The 20201-nt window shown below is 27.4% G+C and carries 19 protein-coding genes and 1 other annotated feature; of the genes, 8 read left to right on the top strand and 11 right to left on the bottom strand.

What is annotated here, in order from left to right; translation table 11 throughout:
* Positions 1-251 precede the first annotated feature (251 nt).
* Positions 252-481 (top strand) — a binding site (T-box leader).
* A gap of 106 nt (positions 482-587) precedes the next feature.
* The 3 genes from thrC to KGF48_RS14320 all read left to right on the top strand — a co-directional run bounded on the left by thrC (position 588) and on the right by KGF48_RS14320 (position 4157).
* Complete coding sequence (gene thrC / locus KGF48_RS14330; RefSeq protein ID WP_227840080.1) at positions 588-2069, top strand: threonine synthase; 1482 nt, start codon at positions 588-590, stop codon at positions 2067-2069.
* A 9-nt stretch (positions 2070-2078) separates the two neighbouring features.
* Positions 2079-2972 carry a homoserine kinase gene (thrB, locus tag KGF48_RS14325; RefSeq protein ID WP_227840081.1) on the top strand — a complete coding sequence of 298 codons (894 nt, stop codon included), beginning with the start codon at positions 2079-2081 and terminating at the stop codon, positions 2970-2972.
* A 126-nt stretch (positions 2973-3098) separates the two neighbouring features.
* Positions 3099-4157: a nitronate monooxygenase family protein gene (locus tag KGF48_RS14320; RefSeq protein ID WP_304521583.1), complete on the top strand. Its 1059-nt coding sequence runs from the start codon at positions 3099-3101 to the stop codon at positions 4155-4157.
* Between the two features lie 306 nt (positions 4158-4463).
* Here the strand turns inward: KGF48_RS14320 and KGF48_RS14315 are convergent, their stop codons facing one another.
* Positions 4464-4976, bottom strand: coding sequence for a flavin reductase family protein (locus tag KGF48_RS14315; RefSeq protein ID WP_227829428.1), 513 nt, complete (start codon positions 4974-4976; stop codon positions 4464-4466).
* Positions 4977-5494: 518 nt separating this feature from the next.
* On the opposite strand from KGF48_RS14315, the gene KGF48_RS14310 reads away from it, so the two are divergent.
* Positions 5495-6430, top strand: a complete 936-nt coding sequence (locus KGF48_RS14310) for a magnesium transporter CorA family protein (RefSeq protein WP_227434774.1) — start codon at positions 5495-5497, stop codon at positions 6428-6430.
* A 92-nt stretch (positions 6431-6522) separates the two neighbouring features.
* Here the strand turns inward: KGF48_RS14310 and KGF48_RS14305 are convergent, their stop codons facing one another.
* The gene (locus KGF48_RS14305; RefSeq protein WP_227829429.1) at positions 6523-8394 is read right to left on the bottom strand and encodes a tetratricopeptide repeat protein; all 1872 of its coding nucleotides are present in this window, start codon (positions 8392-8394) and stop codon (positions 6523-6525) included.
* Positions 8395-8584: 190 nt separating this feature from the next.
* Here KGF48_RS14305 and KGF48_RS14300 point away from each other — a divergent pair, with 190 nt between their 5' ends.
* Both KGF48_RS14300 and KGF48_RS14295 read left to right on the top strand, forming a co-directional pair.
* Positions 8585-9511: an AEC family transporter gene (locus KGF48_RS14300; RefSeq protein WP_227840082.1), complete on the top strand. Its 927-nt coding sequence runs from the start codon at positions 8585-8587 to the stop codon at positions 9509-9511.
* Positions 9512-9649: 138 nt separating this feature from the next.
* Positions 9650-9796 (top strand): hypothetical protein, encoded by a 147-nt coding sequence (locus tag KGF48_RS14295; protein ID WP_227829431.1) that lies wholly within the window; start codon positions 9650-9652, stop codon positions 9794-9796.
* Between the two features lie 115 nt (positions 9797-9911).
* Here KGF48_RS14295 and KGF48_RS14290 read toward each other — a convergent pair whose 3' ends face one another.
* Both KGF48_RS14290 and KGF48_RS14285 read right to left on the bottom strand, forming a co-directional pair.
* On the bottom strand, positions 9912-10436 hold the full coding sequence (locus tag KGF48_RS14290) for a GNAT family N-acetyltransferase (protein ID WP_227868172.1): 525 nt from the start codon (positions 10434-10436) through the stop codon (positions 9912-9914).
* A 49-nt stretch (positions 10437-10485) separates the two neighbouring features.
* Positions 10486-10710: a hypothetical protein gene (locus KGF48_RS14285; protein WP_227829433.1), complete on the bottom strand. Its 225-nt coding sequence runs from the start codon at positions 10708-10710 to the stop codon at positions 10486-10488.
* A 197-nt stretch (positions 10711-10907) separates the two neighbouring features.
* Here KGF48_RS14285 and KGF48_RS14280 point away from each other — a divergent pair, with 197 nt between their 5' ends.
* On the top strand, positions 10908-12032 hold the full coding sequence (locus tag KGF48_RS14280; protein ID WP_227841324.1) for a DUF3810 domain-containing protein: 1125 nt from the start codon (positions 10908-10910) through the stop codon (positions 12030-12032).
* A 394-nt stretch (positions 12033-12426) separates the two neighbouring features.
* Here KGF48_RS14280 and KGF48_RS14275 read toward each other — a convergent pair whose 3' ends face one another.
* From KGF48_RS14275 to KGF48_RS14245, 7 genes are all read right to left on the bottom strand, one after another.
* Positions 12427-13251, bottom strand: a complete 825-nt coding sequence (locus KGF48_RS14275) for a DUF5780 domain-containing protein (RefSeq protein WP_227841323.1) — start codon at positions 13249-13251, stop codon at positions 12427-12429.
* 345 nt (positions 13252-13596) lie between these two features.
* On the bottom strand, positions 13597-14652 hold the full coding sequence (gene ispG / locus KGF48_RS14270) for a flavodoxin-dependent (E)-4-hydroxy-3-methylbut-2-enyl-diphosphate synthase (RefSeq protein ID WP_227841322.1): 1056 nt from the start codon (positions 14650-14652) through the stop codon (positions 13597-13599).
* A gap of 177 nt (positions 14653-14829) precedes the next feature.
* Positions 14830-15834, bottom strand: a complete 1005-nt coding sequence (gene rseP / locus KGF48_RS14265) for an RIP metalloprotease RseP (RefSeq protein ID WP_227830417.1) — start codon at positions 15832-15834, stop codon at positions 14830-14832.
* A gap of 12 nt (positions 15835-15846) precedes the next feature.
* Positions 15847-17001 carry a 1-deoxy-D-xylulose-5-phosphate reductoisomerase gene (locus KGF48_RS14260; protein WP_227841582.1) on the bottom strand — a complete coding sequence of 385 codons (1155 nt, stop codon included), beginning with the start codon at positions 16999-17001 and terminating at the stop codon, positions 15847-15849.
* Between the two features lie 252 nt (positions 17002-17253).
* Positions 17254-17457, bottom strand: coding sequence for a helix-turn-helix domain-containing protein (locus tag KGF48_RS14255; RefSeq protein WP_227830419.1), 204 nt, complete (start codon positions 17455-17457; stop codon positions 17254-17256).
* A gap of 192 nt (positions 17458-17649) precedes the next feature.
* On the bottom strand, positions 17650-18753 hold the full coding sequence (locus KGF48_RS14250; protein WP_227841581.1) for a 4Fe-4S dicluster domain-containing protein: 1104 nt from the start codon (positions 18751-18753) through the stop codon (positions 17650-17652).
* A 1-nt stretch (position 18754) separates the two neighbouring features.
* Positions 18755-19330 carry a TetR/AcrR family transcriptional regulator gene (locus KGF48_RS14245; protein ID WP_227841580.1) on the bottom strand — a complete coding sequence of 192 codons (576 nt, stop codon included), beginning with the start codon at positions 19328-19330 and terminating at the stop codon, positions 18755-18757.
* Positions 19331-19684: 354 nt separating this feature from the next.
* On the opposite strand from KGF48_RS14245, the gene KGF48_RS14240 reads away from it, so the two are divergent.
* Positions 19685-20074, top strand: a complete 390-nt coding sequence (locus tag KGF48_RS14240) for a hypothetical protein (RefSeq protein WP_227830422.1) — start codon at positions 19685-19687, stop codon at positions 20072-20074.
* Positions 20075-20201: the final 127 nt, after the last annotated feature.

Genomic DNA, 20201 nt, shown 5'->3' with positions numbered 1-20201 from the left:
ATAGTGTAGTATGAAATTGTAATATTACAGATATGTAACTCTTATCTTCTAATTAGTTTTTATTAAAATCCCCTTCATTTCTATGAAAATCCAAGTTTTTATAGATTTAAAAAGGTTAAAAAAATATCCCATTAAAAGTCAATTTGATTACAATTTTTTTACATTTTAAAAAATAATTTTTCCAAATTTTTATATTAATACTTGACTTTGTCTGTTTTATATTCTAGAATAATTAATAATATTAAGAATATTGAAAGGCTTTGATTAGGAAGAGTAAATCTGAATCGGTTACCAGAGAAGGAAACTATTAGCTGAAAAGTTTCTTTAACTAGAAAGATTGAAAACTACCTAGGAGCTTCTATCTGAAGTTATCTTATGATTTTAGTAAGAATAGACGTTTTACTACTTACGTTAAAGTATCAAGTGGATTTTTTAAAATCAATTTGGGTGGAACCGCGGGAAACAGATTCTCGTCCCTTTTTTAGGGATGAGGGTCTTTTTTTATTACCTAAATTCAGTTTTTAAAATATTCTGTATCTAGTTTAATTAGCTAATTAAAAATTTAAAATATATGGAGGATTATAGAAATGTATTATTCAAGTACAAGAGGCACCAAAGAAAAAGTAACTGCATCACAAGCAATAATAAAAGGAATTTCAAACGATGGTGGTCTTTATATTCCAAGTGAATTTCCAAATGTAAAAAATGAACTTATAGATTTAGTAAATTTAACTTATTCCCAAATAGCATTTTTTGTACTTAGCAAATTTTTATGCGATTTTACTGAATCTGAGATTAAGGATTGTATAACAAATGCATATGACGAAAAATTTGATTGTACTAGTATAGCTCCATTAAATAAAGTAAATGATGCTTATTTCTTGGAATTATATCATGGTCCAACTTTAGCATTTAAGGATATGGCACTTACTATAATGCCTCATCTTCTTAAAACATCTATTAAAAAAGATAATTTAGAAAAAGATGTTGTAATTCTTACTGCTACATCTGGAGATACAGGAAAAGCAGCACTTGAAGGTTTTAAAGACATAGACAAGATAAAAATAATTGTATTCTTTCCAGAAGATGGTGTAAGTGCAGTGCAAAAACTTCAGATGAAGACTCAAACTGGAAAAAATACATATGTAGTTGGCATAAAAGGAAATTTTGACGATGCACAATCTGGTGTAAAGAGAATTTTCTCTGATAAGGAATTTAATGAAAAACTATTAGATAGTAATTATATCTTATCTTCTGCTAATTCAATTAACATAGGAAGACTTCTTCCTCAAGTTGCATACTATTTTTATTCATATATGAAATTGGTAGATAGTGATGAAATAAAGTTAAATGACAAAATAAATTTTGTAGTCCCAACTGGTAACTTTGGTAATATTTTAGCTGGATATTATGCTAAACAAATGGGGCTTCCAATAAATAAATTGATATGTGCATCAAATGACAACAATGTGCTTTATGATTTCTTTAAAACTGGTATATATGATAAGAATAGAGCATTGAAATTGACTTCTTCACCTTCTATGGATATATTAATTTCAAGTAATTTAGAAAGATTATTATTTGAAATATCAAATAGAAATACTGAAACTGTAAGCAGACTTCTATCTGACCTTAATGACGATGGAGTTTATAAAATAAATGAAGATATGAAAAAGAATCTGACTTCATTCTATGGTGAATATTCTAATGAGGAAGAAGTTAAAAACACGATAAATAATGTCTTTAAGAATTACAATTATTTAATCGATACTCATACTGCTGTTGCATATAATTGTTATGAAAAATACAAAAAAGAAACTTCTGATGACACAAAAACTGTTGTTGTAAGTACTGCAAGCCCATTTAAGTTTTCTGAAGATGTTTTAAAATCTATAGACTCCAATTTTGGAAATCTTGATGATTTCGCCATAATAGATAGATTATCAAGTATTGCTAAGGTAGATATACCAAAACCTATTAGAAATCTTCAAAATGCAGAAATACTACATAAAGATATTTATGAAAAGGATGAATTAAAAATAGCTATAGCAAAATTCTTAAAGGTATAGGTGATTATTATGTTAGAAATTATAGTTCCTGCAACAAGTGCAAATATAGGTCCAGGATTTGATTGTCTTGGAATTGCTTTAAATATATATAATAAATTTTATGTTGAAGAAATTGAAAGCGGTCTTGAAATAGAAGGTTGCGAAGATGCCTACAAAAATGAAAATAATTTGGTTTATACATCTATGAAATACTTCTTTGATAGACTTAAGCCAGCTAAAATACCTGCTGGTATCAAAATAAAAATCCAAAGTGATGTCCCTATATGTAGAGGTCTTGGTAGTAGTGCCTCTTGTATAGTTGCTGGCGTTATAGCTGCAAATGCTCTATCAAATGCTAATTTAGATAAATGCCAGTTGTTAAATATAGCTTCAGAAATAGAGGGACATCCAGATAATGTTGCTCCTGCTATTTTAGGTAATATGGTTGTTTCTGTTACTGATAATGACAATATACACTACGATATTATAGAAATCCCTAATGAACTCAAATTTTGTGCAATGATACCTAATTTCAAACTGTCAACTGAAAAAGCTAGAGGTGTTTTACCAAAAGAAATACCATATTCTGATGGAGTGTTTAATGTTAGTAGAGTCGCTTTACTCGTGTCTGCACTGTTAAACAAAAACTTTGACCTTCTTAAAGTAGCTTGTCAAGATAAATTGCATCAAGATTATAGGGGTACTTTAATTGAAAACTACAGTGATATTGTTAAAAAATCTGAACAATTAAATAGTATTGGCGTATTCTTAAGTGGAGCTGGACCTACTATAATGGCTTTAATAAAAGAAAATGATGATAATTTCGTGCATAATATGAGAGATTATCTATCAAACTTAAACTCTAATTGGGAAATAAAAGAGTTGTGTTGTGATTCTAAAGGAGCAGTTTTAAATATTCTATAATTATTGTCTCACATATAAAATATAACTACTCTTTTATTATAATTTGTAGTATAATAATTAGGACTAGGTAATAATATTAAGTATTATAATCTAGTTCTTTAAACATGTTTACATTGAGGAGGGATTATCATAAAAGAGTTAATAATTGGAGATTTAGTTGCAAAAGTTCCTATAATTCAAGGTGGAATGGGCGTTGGTATATCTAGATCATCACTTGCTGGTGCTGTTGCTAAGCTTGGTGGTGTTGGTGTAGTTTCTGGAGTTCAAATTGGTTATGATGAGGAAGATTTTGAGACTAACACTATAAATGCAAATTTAAGAGCTATAAAAAAACATATTTCCAGAGCAAAAGAAATTTCAAATGGTGGCATTATTGGCATTAATTTCATGGTGGCTATGAAAGAATATGAAACATATGTAAAAGAAGCTGTTAAAGCTGGTGTAGACCTTATAATATCTGGGGCTGGACTTCCTAATAAACTACCATCTTTAGTAAAAGGAAGTAATGTAAAAATAGCACCTATAGTTTCTACTGCAAAAGCTGCTAGTGTAATCTTAAAAATGTGGGATAGAAAAGAGAAAACTACTGCTGACTTAATAGTTGTTGAAGGTCCAAAAGCTGGTGGTCATCTTGGATACTCTAATGAGGAGCTTGATAACATAGATTCTATAGACTATGATAAGGAATTTGTTGAGATATTAAAAGTTGCAAATAATTATGGAGAAAAATTTGGTAAGAACATTCCAGTTGTTGCTGCTGGTGGTATAACTTCTAGTAGTGATGTAAAAAAATATATCGATATGGGAGCAAGTGGTGTACAAGTTGGTACAAGATTTGTTGCTACTTATGAATGTGATGCACATGAAAACTTTAAAATGGCATATATAAATGCTACAGAAGAAGATGTACACATAGTTAAAAGCCCTGTAGGTCTTCCTGGACGTGCTATAAGAAATAAATTTATAGAAGAAGTTAAAACAAATCGTCCAGAGATAAAAAAATGTTACAACTGTTTGATTCCTTGCAATCCAAAAGAAACACCATACTGTATTTCTCAAGCATTAATTAATGCTGTTAAAGGAGATGTGGAAAATTCACTTTTATTCTGTGGAAATAATGCGTATAAAATTGATAAGTTAAGCTCTGTTGAAGATGTTATCAATGAATTAATTTCTGAATTATAATTTGAAAACTTACAAATTAAAATTTTATCAAGCTAAGGATTTTTAAATATGTTACTAATCAATCTATATTAACATATTTATATCCTTAGCTTCTTTATATTCTCATCTTTATTAGATGCTATATAAATATAATTTACACCATTATTAATATTGTATTTAAAAATTTCACTTGCTCTTACTCAATTTATTTTCCATCAACTGTAGAAAATCTCATCTATAAAAACTCAATCACTTACATATCATAATTAAATTTTCTTTGCTTTCTATAATACTAATTACTGATATAATCCTATCATTACATATTATTTAATCTTCTTTTACAAGTACATTTGTTATTTCAGCTACATATAGAGTATGATAATCTTTTTTTGGATACCATCTTCCATCTATCTCTTCATCAATAAAACATTGTGGGTCAATTTTTTGGCAGTGCATTTTTTTACATATAATAGCCAACTTTGCCTCTTTAAAATAAGGTGTATCATTTAAATGTTCTACATTAAATCCTGTTTTAGATATTTTATCCTCTTCTCTACCAGACACTTTACCACAATAAGAAAGTTCTTTACGAAAATCTTCGTCAAAAAAAGTAAGAGAAAATGTATCTGTACTATCTATAAATTCTTTAGTATAACGTTGTGGTCTTATTACTACAAAAGCAACATTTTTCCCCCACATAACTCCAAGTCCACCCCAACTAGCAGTCATTGTATTTACTTTACCTTCTTTTTCAGCTGTTATCAATGTCCAGTCTTTACCTATCAACTTAAATGGATTGCTTTTAATTTCCTCTGACATAATCTCTTTAAATTCACTCATATCTCTAATAACCTCTCATTCTCTTATATTGATAATACTTTTATTTTCATCATAAATTATTACTAGAATTTACTTTGGAAAATAAAGTATCTTTTATTAAAATATATTATAAAGGAGTAAGGATATAGATACCTATTCATTTTCTAATATATTTAATATTTTCACTCAGAATATATATATACTTTATCTAGGCTAAATATGACTATTACGTTTTACATGTAAATTATGTCAAAAATATCATTTAACTAAATCAAAACTTGATTTATATACCTGGAAAAGGTATTATATTAAAGAGTGCTTAAAATACTTCTTTTGTATATAGGCATGTATAAAATAATAAATAAGGAGAGTGATGAGCAATGGATACTAGTCCGTTGCGGAGAGAATTTTTTACAATTTCATCACTTAATAATATCTAAATTTAAAACTAATACGATATTCAGTTATATAAATTAGTTAATTAATAGATACTATTAAATGATGAGATTTATATAAAACTGAATAAAGGATGTGTTGCCATGATAAGATATTACAAAACTATAGATTCAAAATTAGAGAAACTTAGTTTTTTTGAAGATGGCTGTTGGATAAATCTTGTTGAACCTAATCATAGTGAAATCAACGAAATTTCTAATTTATTAAATATAGATGTAGAAAGTATAGAATCTGCACTAGATGAAGAAGAGCGCTCAAGAATAGATGTTGAAGACAATCATACTCTTATACTTATAGATATACCAGTAGACGAAAGTGACTCTAATTCTTCTCATTATACTACAATACCTTTAGGTATTATAATAACTCAAGAAGCTATTATAACAGTTTGTAATGCACAGACTAAGATTTTAAATGACTTTATAGTTGGTCATATTAAAGATTTTTTTACATTTAAAAAAACTCGCTTCTTGCTTCAAATTCTTCACAAAAATGCAGCTTATTACTTGCATTACTTAAGAAAAATAAATAAAATGACAATCATAATAGAGCGAGAAATTTACAAATCTATGAAAAACAAAGAACTAGTACAACTATTGGAATTAGAAAAGTCTTTAGTATACTTCTCTACCTCTTTAAAATCCAATGAGTTAGTCTTAAACAAGATGGTTAGAACTGCTGGTATAAAGAAATATCCAGATGATGAAGACCTCTTAGAAGATGTTATAGTCGAAAATAGACAGGCTCTTGATATGGCTAAAATATATGGAGATATATTGAGTAGAATTATGGATGCTTTCAGTGCAATTATAAGTAATAATCAAAATAATGTTATGCAATTTTTAACAGTAGTTACACTAATTTTCTCAATACCTACAATAATATCAGGATTCTTTGGTATGAATGTTATCAATATGCCATTTTCTGATAATCCAAATGGATTTTGGATAATTATGCTCATCACTTCTATAATATGCATAATAATTACATTTTTTATGTCAAGAAACAAGCTATTATAAAAATTAATAAGAGAAAGCCATTAGAGTTAATTGATTTACATTTACTCCAATGGCTTTTATTTATTTTAAAAACACTCTTTTTATCAGGTTTTTTAATTATCATATTCTTCATCTATACTCATTTCAGTTTCAAGACCTTCTAGCATTGAATCTAAGCTTTCTTTTATGTTCAATATATAAATTGGAACATATTCTTCTTCATCAACTATTTCTTCTTGTAATTTAAATGGTGGAATTAATACTTCATCAAAGTTTATATTTAGTTTAGGGAAATCTTCTATTATTTCTCCACAGTTATCATATTCTTCATCTGCTAGAGAAATATACATATCTAAACTTTTTTTGTAGTAAAGTCCTGCAAGCATATATTCACACTTCTTACTCCCAAATTTAATACCTTCTTTATAATATTTTTCAGCTTCTGCATCATCATTTAATTTTAAATAAATTTGCCCTAAATTATATATTGATTCGACACAACCTTGTGCTCTAGCCTTCTCATACCAGTATTTAGAATTAACATAATCTTTGTAAAACATATCATAAATAAGTCCTACCATGTGTTGAGCATATACATTATTTTCATTAGCAGGTGCGTCAAGCATCATTTTAGATTCTTCTAGTTTTCCTTCTCTAAAATAAATTCTACCTAAATGTATACGTGCATTCATATGATTTTTACTACTTGCCATCTCAAAGTACTTTCTAGCATTTTTAGTATTTCCTAAACTCTCATATATACATCCCAATCTATAGCTAGATTTGGTATCTCCATTTTCAGATGCTTTTTTATACCAACTTATAGCTTCTTCTATGTTATTTAAATCTTCATATATATTCCCTAATTTTATTTGACAAGATACATTATTTGGAATTCTAGAATAATACGAAACTGCTTTTTCTATATCTTGATTTTGATAATATAAGTCTCCAAGATTCTCAAGAGAACTTTTACATCCAACAGCTATAGCATCTTCATAGTACTTTATAGCATTTTCATAATCTTTTTCTTCAAAATATATACCTGCTAAATTGTTTTTAGCTTCTGTTATATCATCTTCTGCTGCCATTTTATAATAAGTCTTTGCTTTTTCTATCTCATTTTCTCTATTATATAAATTTGCAAGTCTATATTTAGAAAGTGTGTGATTTTTTTCTATTGCTTTTTCATAATAATAAATTGCGTCTCCTAATTCTTCTTTTCTATCATATACATATGCAAGTCTATACTCAGATTTTACATCTTCTCTATCTGCACTCTTTTTATAATATCTCTCTGCTTCTTCCAAATTATCATTGATTTCCATAATCATACCTAAGTTAAAACAACCCTTCATATGACCTGACTTATATAATTGCTTATATAGACTTACTGTAGACTTATTGTCCTTCTTCTTTCCATTTAATATTGCTAGATTATATTTCGCATCATCATCTAAAAGTACAGAACCTTTTTTATAATATTCATATGCCTCATCATCTTTTTCTAAAAATGTATACAATACTCCTAGATTAAAACAAGCTTTCCCGAGATTATTATCTGCTGCTTCTTTTAACCACTTTTCGCATCTTATAAAATCTTTCATTTTAAAATGGCATACACCTAAATTATTTTGTGCTTGTAAGTATCCTATAGTAGCTATTTTCTCATACCAGTATATAGCATACTCATATCCATCTAATCTATAATACATATTGCCTAAATCAAATGCAGCATCTTCACTTCCATTCTTATATGCCATTGAATACCATTTTTCTGCTTCTTTAAATTGCTTTTTATTTTCATATATATTTCCCAAAGTATATTGAGATTTTACATAATTATCTAATGCTGCACTTTTATATAATTCTATTGCACTTTCTGTCTTTCCCATCTTTTCAAAAAGAGCTCCCTTAGTATGTATAACTTTTGGGTCACTAGATATATTTTTTATTTTTCTTATAGAAAATTTTGTGTTTTTCATTATTCGCTACCTACCCATTTTATAAAATATATTCTCTCAAACATTATTATACATTATAAACCATAATTAATGCTATAATATTGAATTTTTACCTTTTGTCACTATATTGTAATATTGAATTTTAAATTTTATAATCATTAGATTTTATTATTGAGTTGGTATATAATGTATATATAGGGGGGGACATTTTATGAATTTCAGCAATATTTTTATTCAAGTTGCAGTTTTATTTATAATTATTTTAGTAGGATATTTTGTCAGAAAATTCAACTTATTAGATGAACACTGTACATCTAAACTTTCAAATTTGACAATGACTATTTTTTTACCATCTATGATAATTAGTTCTATGCAGATTAACTTTGATAATAAAATGATACAAAAAATACTACTATTATTATTTATATCTTTAGTTATGTATATAGTTTCTATTATAATTGCTTTTTTGTTAAAATACATTTTAAAATGTGAAGATGCAAAAGACCTGGGGATATATCAGTATATAGTCGTTTTTTCAAATGTAGCTTTCATGGGTTATCCTGTAATTGAAGCAGTTCTAGGCCATGAGGCTATATTCTACACTGCTATTTTTAATCTACCATTTAACTTGTTTTCTTTTACTTTGGGAATTTACTTATTATCTAAAGGGAGCACCACTAAAGGATTTTCAATGAAATCACTTATAAGCCCTGCTACAATAGCAGTAGTTATTGGTTTATTTTTATTTATAACAGGACTTAGATTACCTCAGTTTATAAATGATCCACTTAAGATGTTAGGAAACATGACTACACCAATATCGATGATTATTATTGGTAGTTTGCTTGCTAATTCTTCAGCAATAGATTGTTTTGTAAATAAAAGATTATATCTAGTTACTATTGTAAGATTATTAGTACTTCCTGTGATTATATACTTTATTCTAAAAGGGTGGGTTAATGATAAAATGATTTTAGCTATACCAGTAGTAATTTCTTCTATGCCTGCTGCTGCAAATACTGCTATATTTGCCAATCAATATGACTCTAATGTAACATTAGCCTCACAATGTGTATTTTTTACGACATTATTTTCAATTATATCAATACCTTTTATAAGTATTTTTTTACTATCTTGATTTATTCTTTTATGTATTATATAATAATAGATTCAATAAATTACAAATACAAACAATTTATTATAGTATATTGATGGAATTTTTTCCTAGATATTTGTCAATAATATCTATATGTATGATAGAATAGGAGGCTTAAATATGGATATAGATTTAATCTTTAAAGTAGTATTTGCTATAGTTGCTATAGGCGTTTCTGTAAAAATTATAAAAACCGTTGCTAGTCTAGCTTTTAAGGTAGCTTTGATATTGCTAATAATTCTATTTGTATATAGAATGTTTTTATAAATTTTCGATAATAACGTTTTTAAAATATAATAGAGAAGTAATATTAAATTATCTTTAATGAAAATTCTTTATTAATAGATAATCTACTACACTTCTCTATTTTTATTGGAATGAGTTAAATTAAATCTTTATTATATCTTCCCATCATATAAACATCTTCAAATTTTCCATCTCTAATTACAGCATATTTTTTAGTTCCTTCTATTTCAAATCCCAGTTTTTTGTATAAATTTAGCCCCTTTTCATTGTCTACAATTACCTCTAATCCTATTCTCATCAACTTAATCCAATTGTCTGCTATGTCTAAAAGTTGTTCCATAAGCTTTTGACCTACTCCCATACCATGATACTTTTCATCAACAGTTATTCCTAGTTCTGCACTATGTCTTAATCTTGGAGATGGATTCACATGTAAACCAGCAAAACCGATTACATTTTTTTCTCCATCATTATCAATTTCAGCCACAAGCATATAATCATTTTCACCTAGAGAATCTAGCATAGCTATAGTTTTATCCAGTCTATCACTCATTAATGCTAGTGTATTTCTCATAACATTATATGCTCTTCTCATTTCATTAATCGATTGTGCATCTTCCCTTCTTACTGGTCTTATTATTATATCTAATGCTTTACTCATACTGGATTCCCCCTTATATCCCTCATTTTAAATTAATACTTTATAATTTTTATTTTATACTGCTTAAATCTATGTATGCTTCTATCTGAGGTATATATATCATATTATCTTTTATATGTGTACTTCCAAACTCTTTTAGTTCAGTGCCTTCTTTATCTTTAGTTATTTTGTATTTAATTGATTCTTCTCCTTCGTTTACTTCAGCATGAAAAAACATCCCTTCATATTGTTTAAATCTAAAATTAAAATTATCTTTAGTAAGCTTTATTATCATAATATTTTTTACTCCTTATACAATTAATATTTTTAATTATTATTAGTTATACATAAATTGTTTATTCATATGAATATATTATAACTTATCATTTATTTAGTATAAAGCCATAAATATAAATAACTATACCTATGTTACAATCTAACTTTAATTGATATATAATATATTTATATAAATTAAAGTCTGTGAGGTGAAATATGAGTAAAAAAGTAAAATATTTTTCTTTAATCCTTTTTCCGATTGCTTTATTTTTAAATTTCATAGCAAGTAAAATTCCAAATATTGTTGAAAAATATTACTCTCAAGCCATAGATAAAAAAATTGTACAACTATTAAGTAAAGTTTCAGGAATATTTCCATTTTCTATCTACGAAATTACAATGTACATAATAGTTATATCTATTTTTTTATTTTTATGTTCTATCGTATTTACAATTTTCAAGAAGAATAGAAATTTAAAGACATTTTTAAAGAATTCTATTTTAAACATATTATCTATTTTATCAATAGTTTATTTTCTTTTCGTAGTACTTTGGGGTATAAACTACAATAGAGTTCCACTTGAGAGCACCCTTATCAACCAATATAATTTAAAAAACAACAATTCTGCCCAATCAAAGCAACATAGTACTAAAGAACTTTCTGAGTTATATAAATTTTTAGTAACTAAAGCAAATGAAACTAGAAAACTTACACTACAAGATAAAAATGGAGTTGTAAGGTCTAATACAGATTATAAAGGTGTCATAAATAGAGCTCAATTAGGATATGATAAAATTTCAGATATTTTACCTAGTGTTAGTGGTAGTTACTCTAAGCCAAAATATGTTATTTCATCACATCTTATGTGCTATACAGGAATAACTGGTATATATTTTCCATTTACAGGTGAGGCAAATGTTAATATTGCAATCCCTGACTTATATATTCCTTGTACAGTTGGTCATGAAATGGCACATCAGAGAGGATTTGCTAGTGAAGATGAAGCTAACTTTATAGGTTATCTTGCTTCCATAAAACACCCTGATATTGATTTTAATTATTCTGGCTATGTTTTGGCCTTAAATTATACAGCTTCTGCTTTAAGTAAAGTTGATTATAATGCTTATGTTGATATTTCTGCTGGCATTTCAGAGCTGGTTCGAAGGGATTTAAAAAATGAGAGTGAATTTTGGCAAAGATATGAAGGTAAAATTAATAAAATTTCCAATGGATTTAATAATTCTTATTTAAAAGCTAATGGTATCTCTGAAGGAACTCAAAGTTATGGCAAAATGGTTGATTTATTGCTAACTTATTATGAATTATATCCATATAATTAAAGGTACTCATAAAGAATACTAAAATTAATAAAACATTGTTATTTATTATCTAATTTTCTATTATTTAATAGTTTATTTTTTTATAAATTCATTATAAAAAAATAAACTATTCTTAAGTATTTACTATATGTATACTTATAATACAAGGAAAATTTATAGTATATATTCTTAAGTATATTCTAAATTAAGTATCATTCATTATCTTTTTATCTAAAAAAAAGCATATACCAAAGTCTGATATATACCTATAATCTTATGTATATCTGTCTATAATATTTATTTTCACAATTAAAATACCTCTGTAAAAATATCTATTTACATTATAAAAATAAGTATTTAACTTTCTTAGAACCAACTAAGTGTATACCTAAATTTATCTTATTAGTTTTAAATATTACTTATAGTAATTTTCTAATACACTAGTAGAAACTGATTTTCCTTGAAAATATTTCGTCCAACTCTCATATTCTAAATTTTTCCATACACTGCCATCACTAAATGTTACTTGTTTTACACATGATATGATATACTTTGCATCATGCTTTCCAGTTGATTGGTTCCATTTATCAAATAATAGATTTTCATTATTTTGTGTCTTATTTGGAGCTATTGCATTTTGCTTTGCATATTCTTTCTCCATTTGCTGCCACTCTTTCAACCATTTTTCTACCCATGCTTTACCTTGTTGCTTTTCAAACATACTTATTATATCCTTTGGTGGTGATTGTTGTATTCTTCTATAAGTATGTGCATATGCTTTCTTAGATACAGGAGATATTCCTGCCACAATACCATAATCTACACCATCTGTACTAAATCCAACACTTCCTACCTCTCCATTTGTCGCAACATTTTGAGCATCCCAGTATAGTTCAAGTGATTTTCCGTTTTTATCATATGCAAGACACACAATTTCATAATCCATGATTGCCTTTTTACTGTTGTTCTTAAAACTTATAACATTGCTAGGCCAATGATATGGACTATCATCAAATTGTATTTTGCTATTGTTTATGGCTAGTGGAAGATTTTTGTTATTGGCAATACCTTTGCTGTTTGAAGTGTCTAAAACTTTTTGTGTTGTAGTATTTTTTGCGTTTGCTAAGTATACACTTGCTTTGTCTGAATTGGTTGTATTAAGAGAAAAGGCTGTTGTCGTGCCAGTAACCAATAAAGCAATAACCAAAATGGGCAAGCTAGATATTTTTTTATATCCCATAGTTTTTTCTCCTTTCTTAGATTAATTTTTACTAAAACATTTTATAAAATGCGTTAATATCTATGTTAACAGAATACATCAATAGCTTTAGTAACTAAGTACTACCATAAATAGTAATCATATTATAATACTACTGTTGTAATTTTCATTTTACTAAACACAATTTTATTATAATATATATAAAATAGATTTTTGTACTCACTTATATGATTGAATTAGAATATAGATTTCTTATATTGCTTCAAATTTATTTAATTAAAAATAGCTAGATAATTAAATACCATGAATAAACTTTATTCCAAAAGTATTTGAATATCTAGCTATTTTATATCTATTGATTGTATACTATAACTTATCAATTTCCTTCAGCAACTCATCAACCAATTTGTCACCATTAATCATTCTTACAATTTCGCCTTTTTTAAATAAAAGACCTTCACCCTTACCACCAGCAATACCTATATCAGCTTCTCTAGCCTCACCAGGTCCGTTTACAGCACAACCCATAATTGCAACAGTAATATCTTTTTCCATACTACCAATCTTATCTTCAACTTCATTTACAACACTAATTAAATCTATATTACATCTACCACATGTAGGACATGATATAACTTTAATCTTATCATTTAAAAGACCCAAACTTCTTAAAATCTGTTTACCAACAACAACCTCTTCAACAGGGTCACCTGTCAAAGATATTCTGACAGTATCTCCAATTCCTTTAAGAAGAAGTGCTCCCACACCTATAGAAGACTTTATTGTTCCCTTATGAATACTTCCAGATTCAGTAATTCCAACATGAAGAGGGTAATCAACTTTCTTTGATATTAATTCATATGCATCAACAGTTTTATAAATATCAGATGATTTTAGAGAAATAACTATATTATAAAAACCTAAATCTTCAAGAATCTTAATATGCCCCATTGCACTTTCAACTAATGCTTCAGCAGTTGCAGAGCCATATTTTTTTAAAATTTCTTTTTCTAGAGAGCCCCCATTAACTCCAATTCTAATTTTTAAATTTTTTTCCTTGCATTTCTCAACAACCATTCTAACTCTTTCTATGTTCCCGATATTACCAGGATTTATTCTAACACCATCTACACCTTGTTCTATAGCTTCAAGTGCTAATTTATAATCAAAATGTATATCAGCAATAACAGGTATATTTACACTAGATTTTATCTTTCTTATATTTTTAGCTGCTTCCATATCAGGAACAGCAACTCTAACTATATCACAACCAGCTTCTTCTAATCTTTTTATTTGAGCTATTGTAGCCTCTGCATCTCTTGTATCAGTGTTTGTCATAGATTGTATGCTTATAGGATTTTCTCCTCCTATTTTTACACTCCCAACGCTAACTTCTCTTGTCTTTCTTCTCTCGTAACTCATATTTCACCTCTATATATTATTTTATATTAAAATCATTCAATATCTTAAAAAATACTACAAACTACATATATATTATAAATTAAAAAGCTATATAGTTAAACAGCTAAGAATAAATTTAATCTTTTAAAACTAATCTATTCTCACTTAAAACTACATAGCCTTTTTTAAACTTTATAATTATTGAAATAACCTTAATATATCTTTATATGTTATAAAAAGCATAAATAACATTAAGGCGCCAAATCCAACTACATTTATCATACCTTCTTTATTTGGGTCAAGTTTTTTACCACCTCTAACAGCTTCTAATAATAACATAAGTATTCTCCAACCATCAAGAGCTGGTATTGGTAGTAAGTTTACTATACCTAAATTTAAACTTATTACAGCTGCCAAATATACTACATTTATAATACCTGTTTGAGCTGCGTCTGATACCATACCAATAACGCCTACTGGTCCTGCAACAGCATTACCAATTCCTCCTGGTACACGTCCTGTAACCATTTGACCTAAGAATGTTAACATCTGTTTTGTCATATCCACAGTAGTTTTACATGCATTCACTATTGAGCCAAAGAAATCTTTTTCTCTTTGTGGCTGAATTCCTATTTCATACTTTCCATTGTTATCCTTAGGAGTTACATTTACAACTTTATCGCTTCCATCCCTAGTTATACTAAGCTTCAATTCTCCACCAGAAGAAGTATTTATCATATTTGCAACTTCATCCCAAGTCTTAACAGAATTACCATTTATTTTATTTATCTTATCTCCTTCTTGAAGTCCTACTGTTTGTGCAGGAGTATTGGGCATTATTTTCCCAAGTGTAGTAGTTGGAGAACCTATATACAAAAACACTGGTACTAAAAGTACTGCTGCCAATATTATATTAAATATTGGTCCTGCTACAATAGTACTAAATCTTTGTAATATAGATTTATTTCCAAAAGAATTTGGACTTATTTGTTCTTCGTCTTCACCCTCCATACTTACATATCCACCAATTGGAAGAGCTCTTATGGAATACTCTGTATCTTTTTTTACACTATATATCTTAGGTCCCATACCTATAGAAAACTCATTTACCTTAATCCCACTTCTTTTTGCAAATATAAAATGTCCTAATTCATGTATTAATACAATTATACTAAATAGTATTAATGCAGCTATTATAGTCATAAATTCACCTTCCTATTTTTTTATCAGATTTTCAACATAAGCTCTACTCCATCTATCTGTTTCCAAAATTTGTTCTAACGTTGGTTTGCTTATGCTTTTATGAACCTCTAAAGTTTTCTCTATGTAATATGGTATGTCATAGAAACCAATTTTATCCTCTAAAAATTCACTTACCAAAACTTCATTTGCGGAATTTAAAACAGAAGAATAAGTTCCACCCATCTTTAGACATTCATAAGCTAATTTTAAACATGGAAAAGTCTCTAAGTCTGGTTCTTCAAAGGTTAAAGTACTAAATTTTGAAAAATTCATTCTTTCAAAATTACTTTCCATTCTATCTGGATATGTAAGAGCATATTGTATAGGCAACCTCATATCTGGACATCCTAATTGTGCAATTATAGAACTATCTGTATACTGTACCATTGAGTGAATTATACTTTGCGGATGAACCACTACATCTATATTTTCTTGTTTTACTCCAAATAGCCATCTAGCTTCTATTACTTCTAGTCCTTTATTCATAAGCGTTGAAGAATCAATGCTTATTTTTCTACCCATACTCCAGTTTGGATGCTTTAAAGCTTCATTTTTAGTTATATTTAAAAGTTCTTCTTTTTTCTTTCCTCTGAACGGTCCACCAGAAGCTGTAAGTATTATTTTTTCTATATTTTTATTATTCTCTCCATTTAAACACTGAAATATAGCACTATGTTCACTATCAACAGGAAGAATATTTACATTATATTTTTTTGCCTCTGCCATTACAAGCTCACCAGCAGTTACTAATGTCTCTTTATTCGCTAATGCTATGTCAATTCCCTTTTTTATAGCGCAAAGTGTTGGAACTAATCCTATCATTCCCACAACAGCAGTTAAAAGTACATCAATTTCATCTAATGATGATATTATTTTTAATCCTTCCATCCCTGTTAAAACTTCTACCTCTATATTTTGTGGCAATATTTCCTTTAATTTTAATGCTTTACTTTCCTCAAAAACTGTTACATATTTAGGTCTAAATTCTACAATTTGTTCAAGTAGTAATTCAATACTACTATTAGCTGATATTGCAACTACTTCAAACTTGTCTCTATTTTCTCTAACTACATCTAAAGTTTGCTTACCTATAGAGCCTGTAGAACCTAAAATTGATATTTTTTTCATATGATAATCCTTTCTAATAATAAATATACCCTACCAAAACATTATAACACTACTAAAACAATTATTTTTACTATTCACAAAAACTTCATATAATTACTGGAAAAATATATTTAGTTTACATTATAGCATTACTCTTTAATTTATTCACATATAGTTACTTTTATTTTTAATCCAGTAAAGCTCTATCTATTAAATTAAACCTTAGCTATTCTTTATGTGTTTTTACAATATTATTAAAATATTTTAGCATCATTAAACATCCTTTTTTATTTCTACAACATCTTCTATTTTACAGTCTAGTGCTAAACATATCTTTTCCATTGTATCCATAGAAACAGACTTATCATTTCCTAATCTACCTAAAACAGAAATACTTATACCTGATATATTTACAAATTCCATCTTTTTTATTTTTCTATCAATTAGCAATTTCCACAATGGAGTGTATGAAATCATTTTATCACCTCTTCTAAAATCTATTTTATCATATTTTATCTATTTTGAAAAATTTTCATCTTTTTCGATAAATAATCCCTTATTCAAAATCAGCTAAGACCATGCTCTCTCAATATTGATAAATAAATTCATTTTCATATAACAATAAATAGCACCTATCAAAAATCAGGTGCTATTTAATATTTAAATTTATTAATCAATTTGATAATCTTCCATAACATATTCAGAGACATTCTTTGATGCTTTACAATAGTATGTACAGCTTCCACAATGTATACATCTTTCAGGATGATACGAAGATAATAAAACATCATAATTATTATCTATCATTTGTACAATTTTTGATATATTGACTTTTGCAGGACATTTTCTTGTACACACACCACATTTTTTACATTTATTTTTGTTGCTTATGTTTGATGGTTTAGAATATGCAGCAAAATTTCCAAAATACGAAAAATCATCTTTTTCTGTTGCTTCAAAACAGGACATTACTCCATTACCTTTATATAATAATTTATCTTCATTTTCTTTAAATGTACTTTTTAAAATATTTGAGATATTATCTGTTGGATATACGTATGCTACTCTAGCACTTCCATTGGATAAGTCAGCTATAGTAATAAAACGTCCTGTATCATAACATTTATTTATAATTTTACATATTTGATATACACTTTGAAGATTTAATACTAAAATACCATTATTTACTGGAAATTCATTTTTCTCTAAACTTATACCAAGTACCTGTTTTATAAGGAAATGCTCTTCTCCCATAGGATATCGTGATGAAACTATTTTAAGAGAAAAACTACCATCCGTTTCTAATCTTTTATTTTTAGATACCATAATTACATCTTGCAAACCAAGTGCTTCTTTTAAATAATAAATAGAATGAACTATCTCTGAATATCTATTTTCCAATATCCATTCATCATGGACAAGCCCAGGGTCACATTCAACAGCATTAATCAATAATATCTTCTTGTCTAATTCTAATGAACAAAACTTTTTGATTTTTTCTGATATAAAAAAACTATTTCCACTCATACCAGTAATCTTTACTTTCTCAAGTTCTCCAATCAATTCATCTCTTGTAATATTTGTTGTAAAATCTGACATTCTTAATTCTTTTCCAATTAACTCAGGTGAAGATAGAGCAACAACCTTACCTAGATAATTTTTTACGATTTTCCTATTACCCTTTCCATATTTTTGTTTTTCTTTCTTTTGAGTTGTCTTTAATTTATAATTATTTTTAACTATTTTCTTATTTATAAGAGATTGACTGTGCATACTATTCTTCCTCCTTAAAATTTTCTAAGTAAAAATATTCAACATGCATCCTAAATAATTCCATTAATTTTTCTACATCATACTTTGCTGTGTGGTATAGAAAAAATGGAGCATATAATTCCATTGCAAGTACTTCTGGATTTTTTGAAATCATTATCCCATCTTCTATTAATTTTTCAAAAGTTAGTTTCTGAGAAGTTATTGGAAATTCAATAAAAAAATCATTAAAAATTTGAGCCATTTTCTCGTTTTTGAATTGCTCAATAAGAAGAACTCTACGAAACATCACAATCCAATCATCGTTAATTTGAAAATCAAACATTGAAAGACACATTTGAACAAAGCTTTCCATGTTAACACACATAGAATTTTGTGCATAGTCACACTGTTTTAAAAAATGTGCCTTAGATTTTTCTACAATAGCATCAAATATAGCTTGCTTACTTGGGTAATGTTTATACAAGGCACTATTACTTACACCAACAGCATCCGCTATACTTCTTATAGACACTGCATCAAAACCCTTTACTGAAAATAATTTCATAGATTCATTTAATATTTTTTCCTTTGTATTCATAATTTAACTCCTCTTCGCAAAATAAGGTGAGCAATTGCTCACTTTTATTATAGTAACCAATCGCTCACCTTGTCAATAGTTTTTTACTTTATACTGTTTTAAGTTTTCAAAAATATGTCTTAAAATAATCTGTATCTACTTAAAAAACTTTACATAAAATTATATTTATTATTTATTAGCTTTAAGTAATGATAAAAGTAATTTCTTCTGATTATAAATTTGCATAATCATTAGCCCAAGTTAATATAACATTCCAAAAAATAAAAAACATCAATGTTACTATTTTATATAAATATGCTAAAATAAAACGAAGTAATGGATTAAAAAACTATACTATTAATAGAGGGTAATTAAATGAAGCAGAGTGAAAAAAGAGAAAATGAATTTATAAAAAATAGATGGACTTTAGCTGTCATAGAAAAAGAAAAAAAGGTTACTCGTATCATTCGTTACTTACTAACAACACTTGCTATCATTGCTCTATTTACTCCTGTAAAAATCAAATTTTCCATCTATATATTTATATTATTGTTCAATTGGATGATGTATTTATGGCTATATCCTAAAATGCTAATAGAAATGCCTAAAACAAAAGAACTCAGAAAGTATCATATACCATTTCCTCTAACTACATGTATATTATCTATGTTAGTTCTACTTTTATCAACAAACACCTTAAATACACCAAATAATGAAAGATTTAGTTTTGCTGGAATTTACATGATAGTATTGATAAAGAAATAAATCCTTCTCGCTCTGGGAACGATTACTATCTTAAAATAAATGTAAAGAATAAAATAAAAAAAATGAAAGTTTCTAATAATATGTATGATTCGACAAATAAAAACAACTCAATTCAACTTTGTAAAAG

This window comes from Clostridioides sp. ZZV15-6388 (assembly GCF_020657755.1).
Classification (GTDB): Bacteria; Bacillota; Clostridia; order Peptostreptococcales; family Peptostreptococcaceae; genus Clostridioides.
Note: the sequence above shows the minus strand (reverse complement) of the source record. Positions and strands in the feature narration are given on the sequence as shown.

Excerpts from the sequence above, each read along its gene's own strand:
- thrC (WP_227840080.1), top strand. The coding sequence starts at position 588 with ATGTATTATTCAAGTACAAGAGGCACCAAAGAAAAAGTAACTGCATCA.
- thrB (WP_227840081.1), top strand. The coding sequence starts at position 2,079 with ATGTTAGAAATTATAGTTCCTGCAACAAGTGCAAATATAGGTCCAGGA.
- KGF48_RS14315 (WP_227829428.1), bottom strand. The coding sequence starts at position 4,976 with ATGAGTGAATTTAAAGAGATTATGTCAGAGGAAATTAAAAGCAATCCA.
- KGF48_RS14310 (WP_227434774.1), top strand. The coding sequence starts at position 5,495 with ATGATAAGATATTACAAAACTATAGATTCAAAATTAGAGAAACTTAGT.
- KGF48_RS14305 (WP_227829429.1), bottom strand. The coding sequence starts at position 8,394 with ATGAAAAACACAAAATTTTCTATAAGAAAAATAAAAAATATATCTAGT.
- KGF48_RS14300 (WP_227840082.1), top strand. The coding sequence starts at position 8,585 with ATGAATTTCAGCAATATTTTTATTCAAGTTGCAGTTTTATTTATAATT.
- KGF48_RS14295 (WP_227829431.1), top strand. The coding sequence starts at position 9,650 with ATGGATATAGATTTAATCTTTAAAGTAGTATTTGCTATAGTTGCTATA.
- KGF48_RS14290 (WP_227868172.1), bottom strand. The coding sequence starts at position 10,436 with ATGAGTAAAGCATTAGATATAATAATAAGACCAGTAAGAAGGGAAGAT.
- KGF48_RS14285 (WP_227829433.1), bottom strand. The coding sequence starts at position 10,710 with ATGATAATAAAGCTTACTAAAGATAATTTTAATTTTAGATTTAAACAA.
- KGF48_RS14280 (WP_227841324.1), top strand. The coding sequence starts at position 10,908 with ATGAGTAAAAAAGTAAAATATTTTTCTTTAATCCTTTTTCCGATTGCT.
- KGF48_RS14275 (WP_227841323.1), bottom strand. The coding sequence starts at position 13,251 with ATGGGATATAAAAAAATATCTAGCTTGCCCATTTTGGTTATTGCTTTA.
- ispG (WP_227841322.1), bottom strand. The coding sequence starts at position 14,652 with ATGAGTTACGAGAGAAGAAAGACAAGAGAAGTTAGCGTTGGGAGTGTA.
- rseP (WP_227830417.1), bottom strand. The coding sequence starts at position 15,834 with ATGACTATAATAGCTGCATTAATACTATTTAGTATAATTGTATTAATA.
- KGF48_RS14260 (WP_227841582.1), bottom strand. The coding sequence starts at position 17,001 with ATGAAAAAAATATCAATTTTAGGTTCTACAGGCTCTATAGGTAAGCAA.
- KGF48_RS14255 (WP_227830419.1), bottom strand. The coding sequence starts at position 17,457 with ATGATTTCATACACTCCATTGTGGAAATTGCTAATTGATAGAAAAATA.
- KGF48_RS14250 (WP_227841581.1), bottom strand. The coding sequence starts at position 18,753 with ATGCACAGTCAATCTCTTATAAATAAGAAAATAGTTAAAAATAATTAT.
- KGF48_RS14245 (WP_227841580.1), bottom strand. The coding sequence starts at position 19,330 with ATGAATACAAAGGAAAAAATATTAAATGAATCTATGAAATTATTTTCA.
- KGF48_RS14240 (WP_227830422.1), top strand. The coding sequence starts at position 19,685 with ATGAAGCAGAGTGAAAAAAGAGAAAATGAATTTATAAAAAATAGATGG.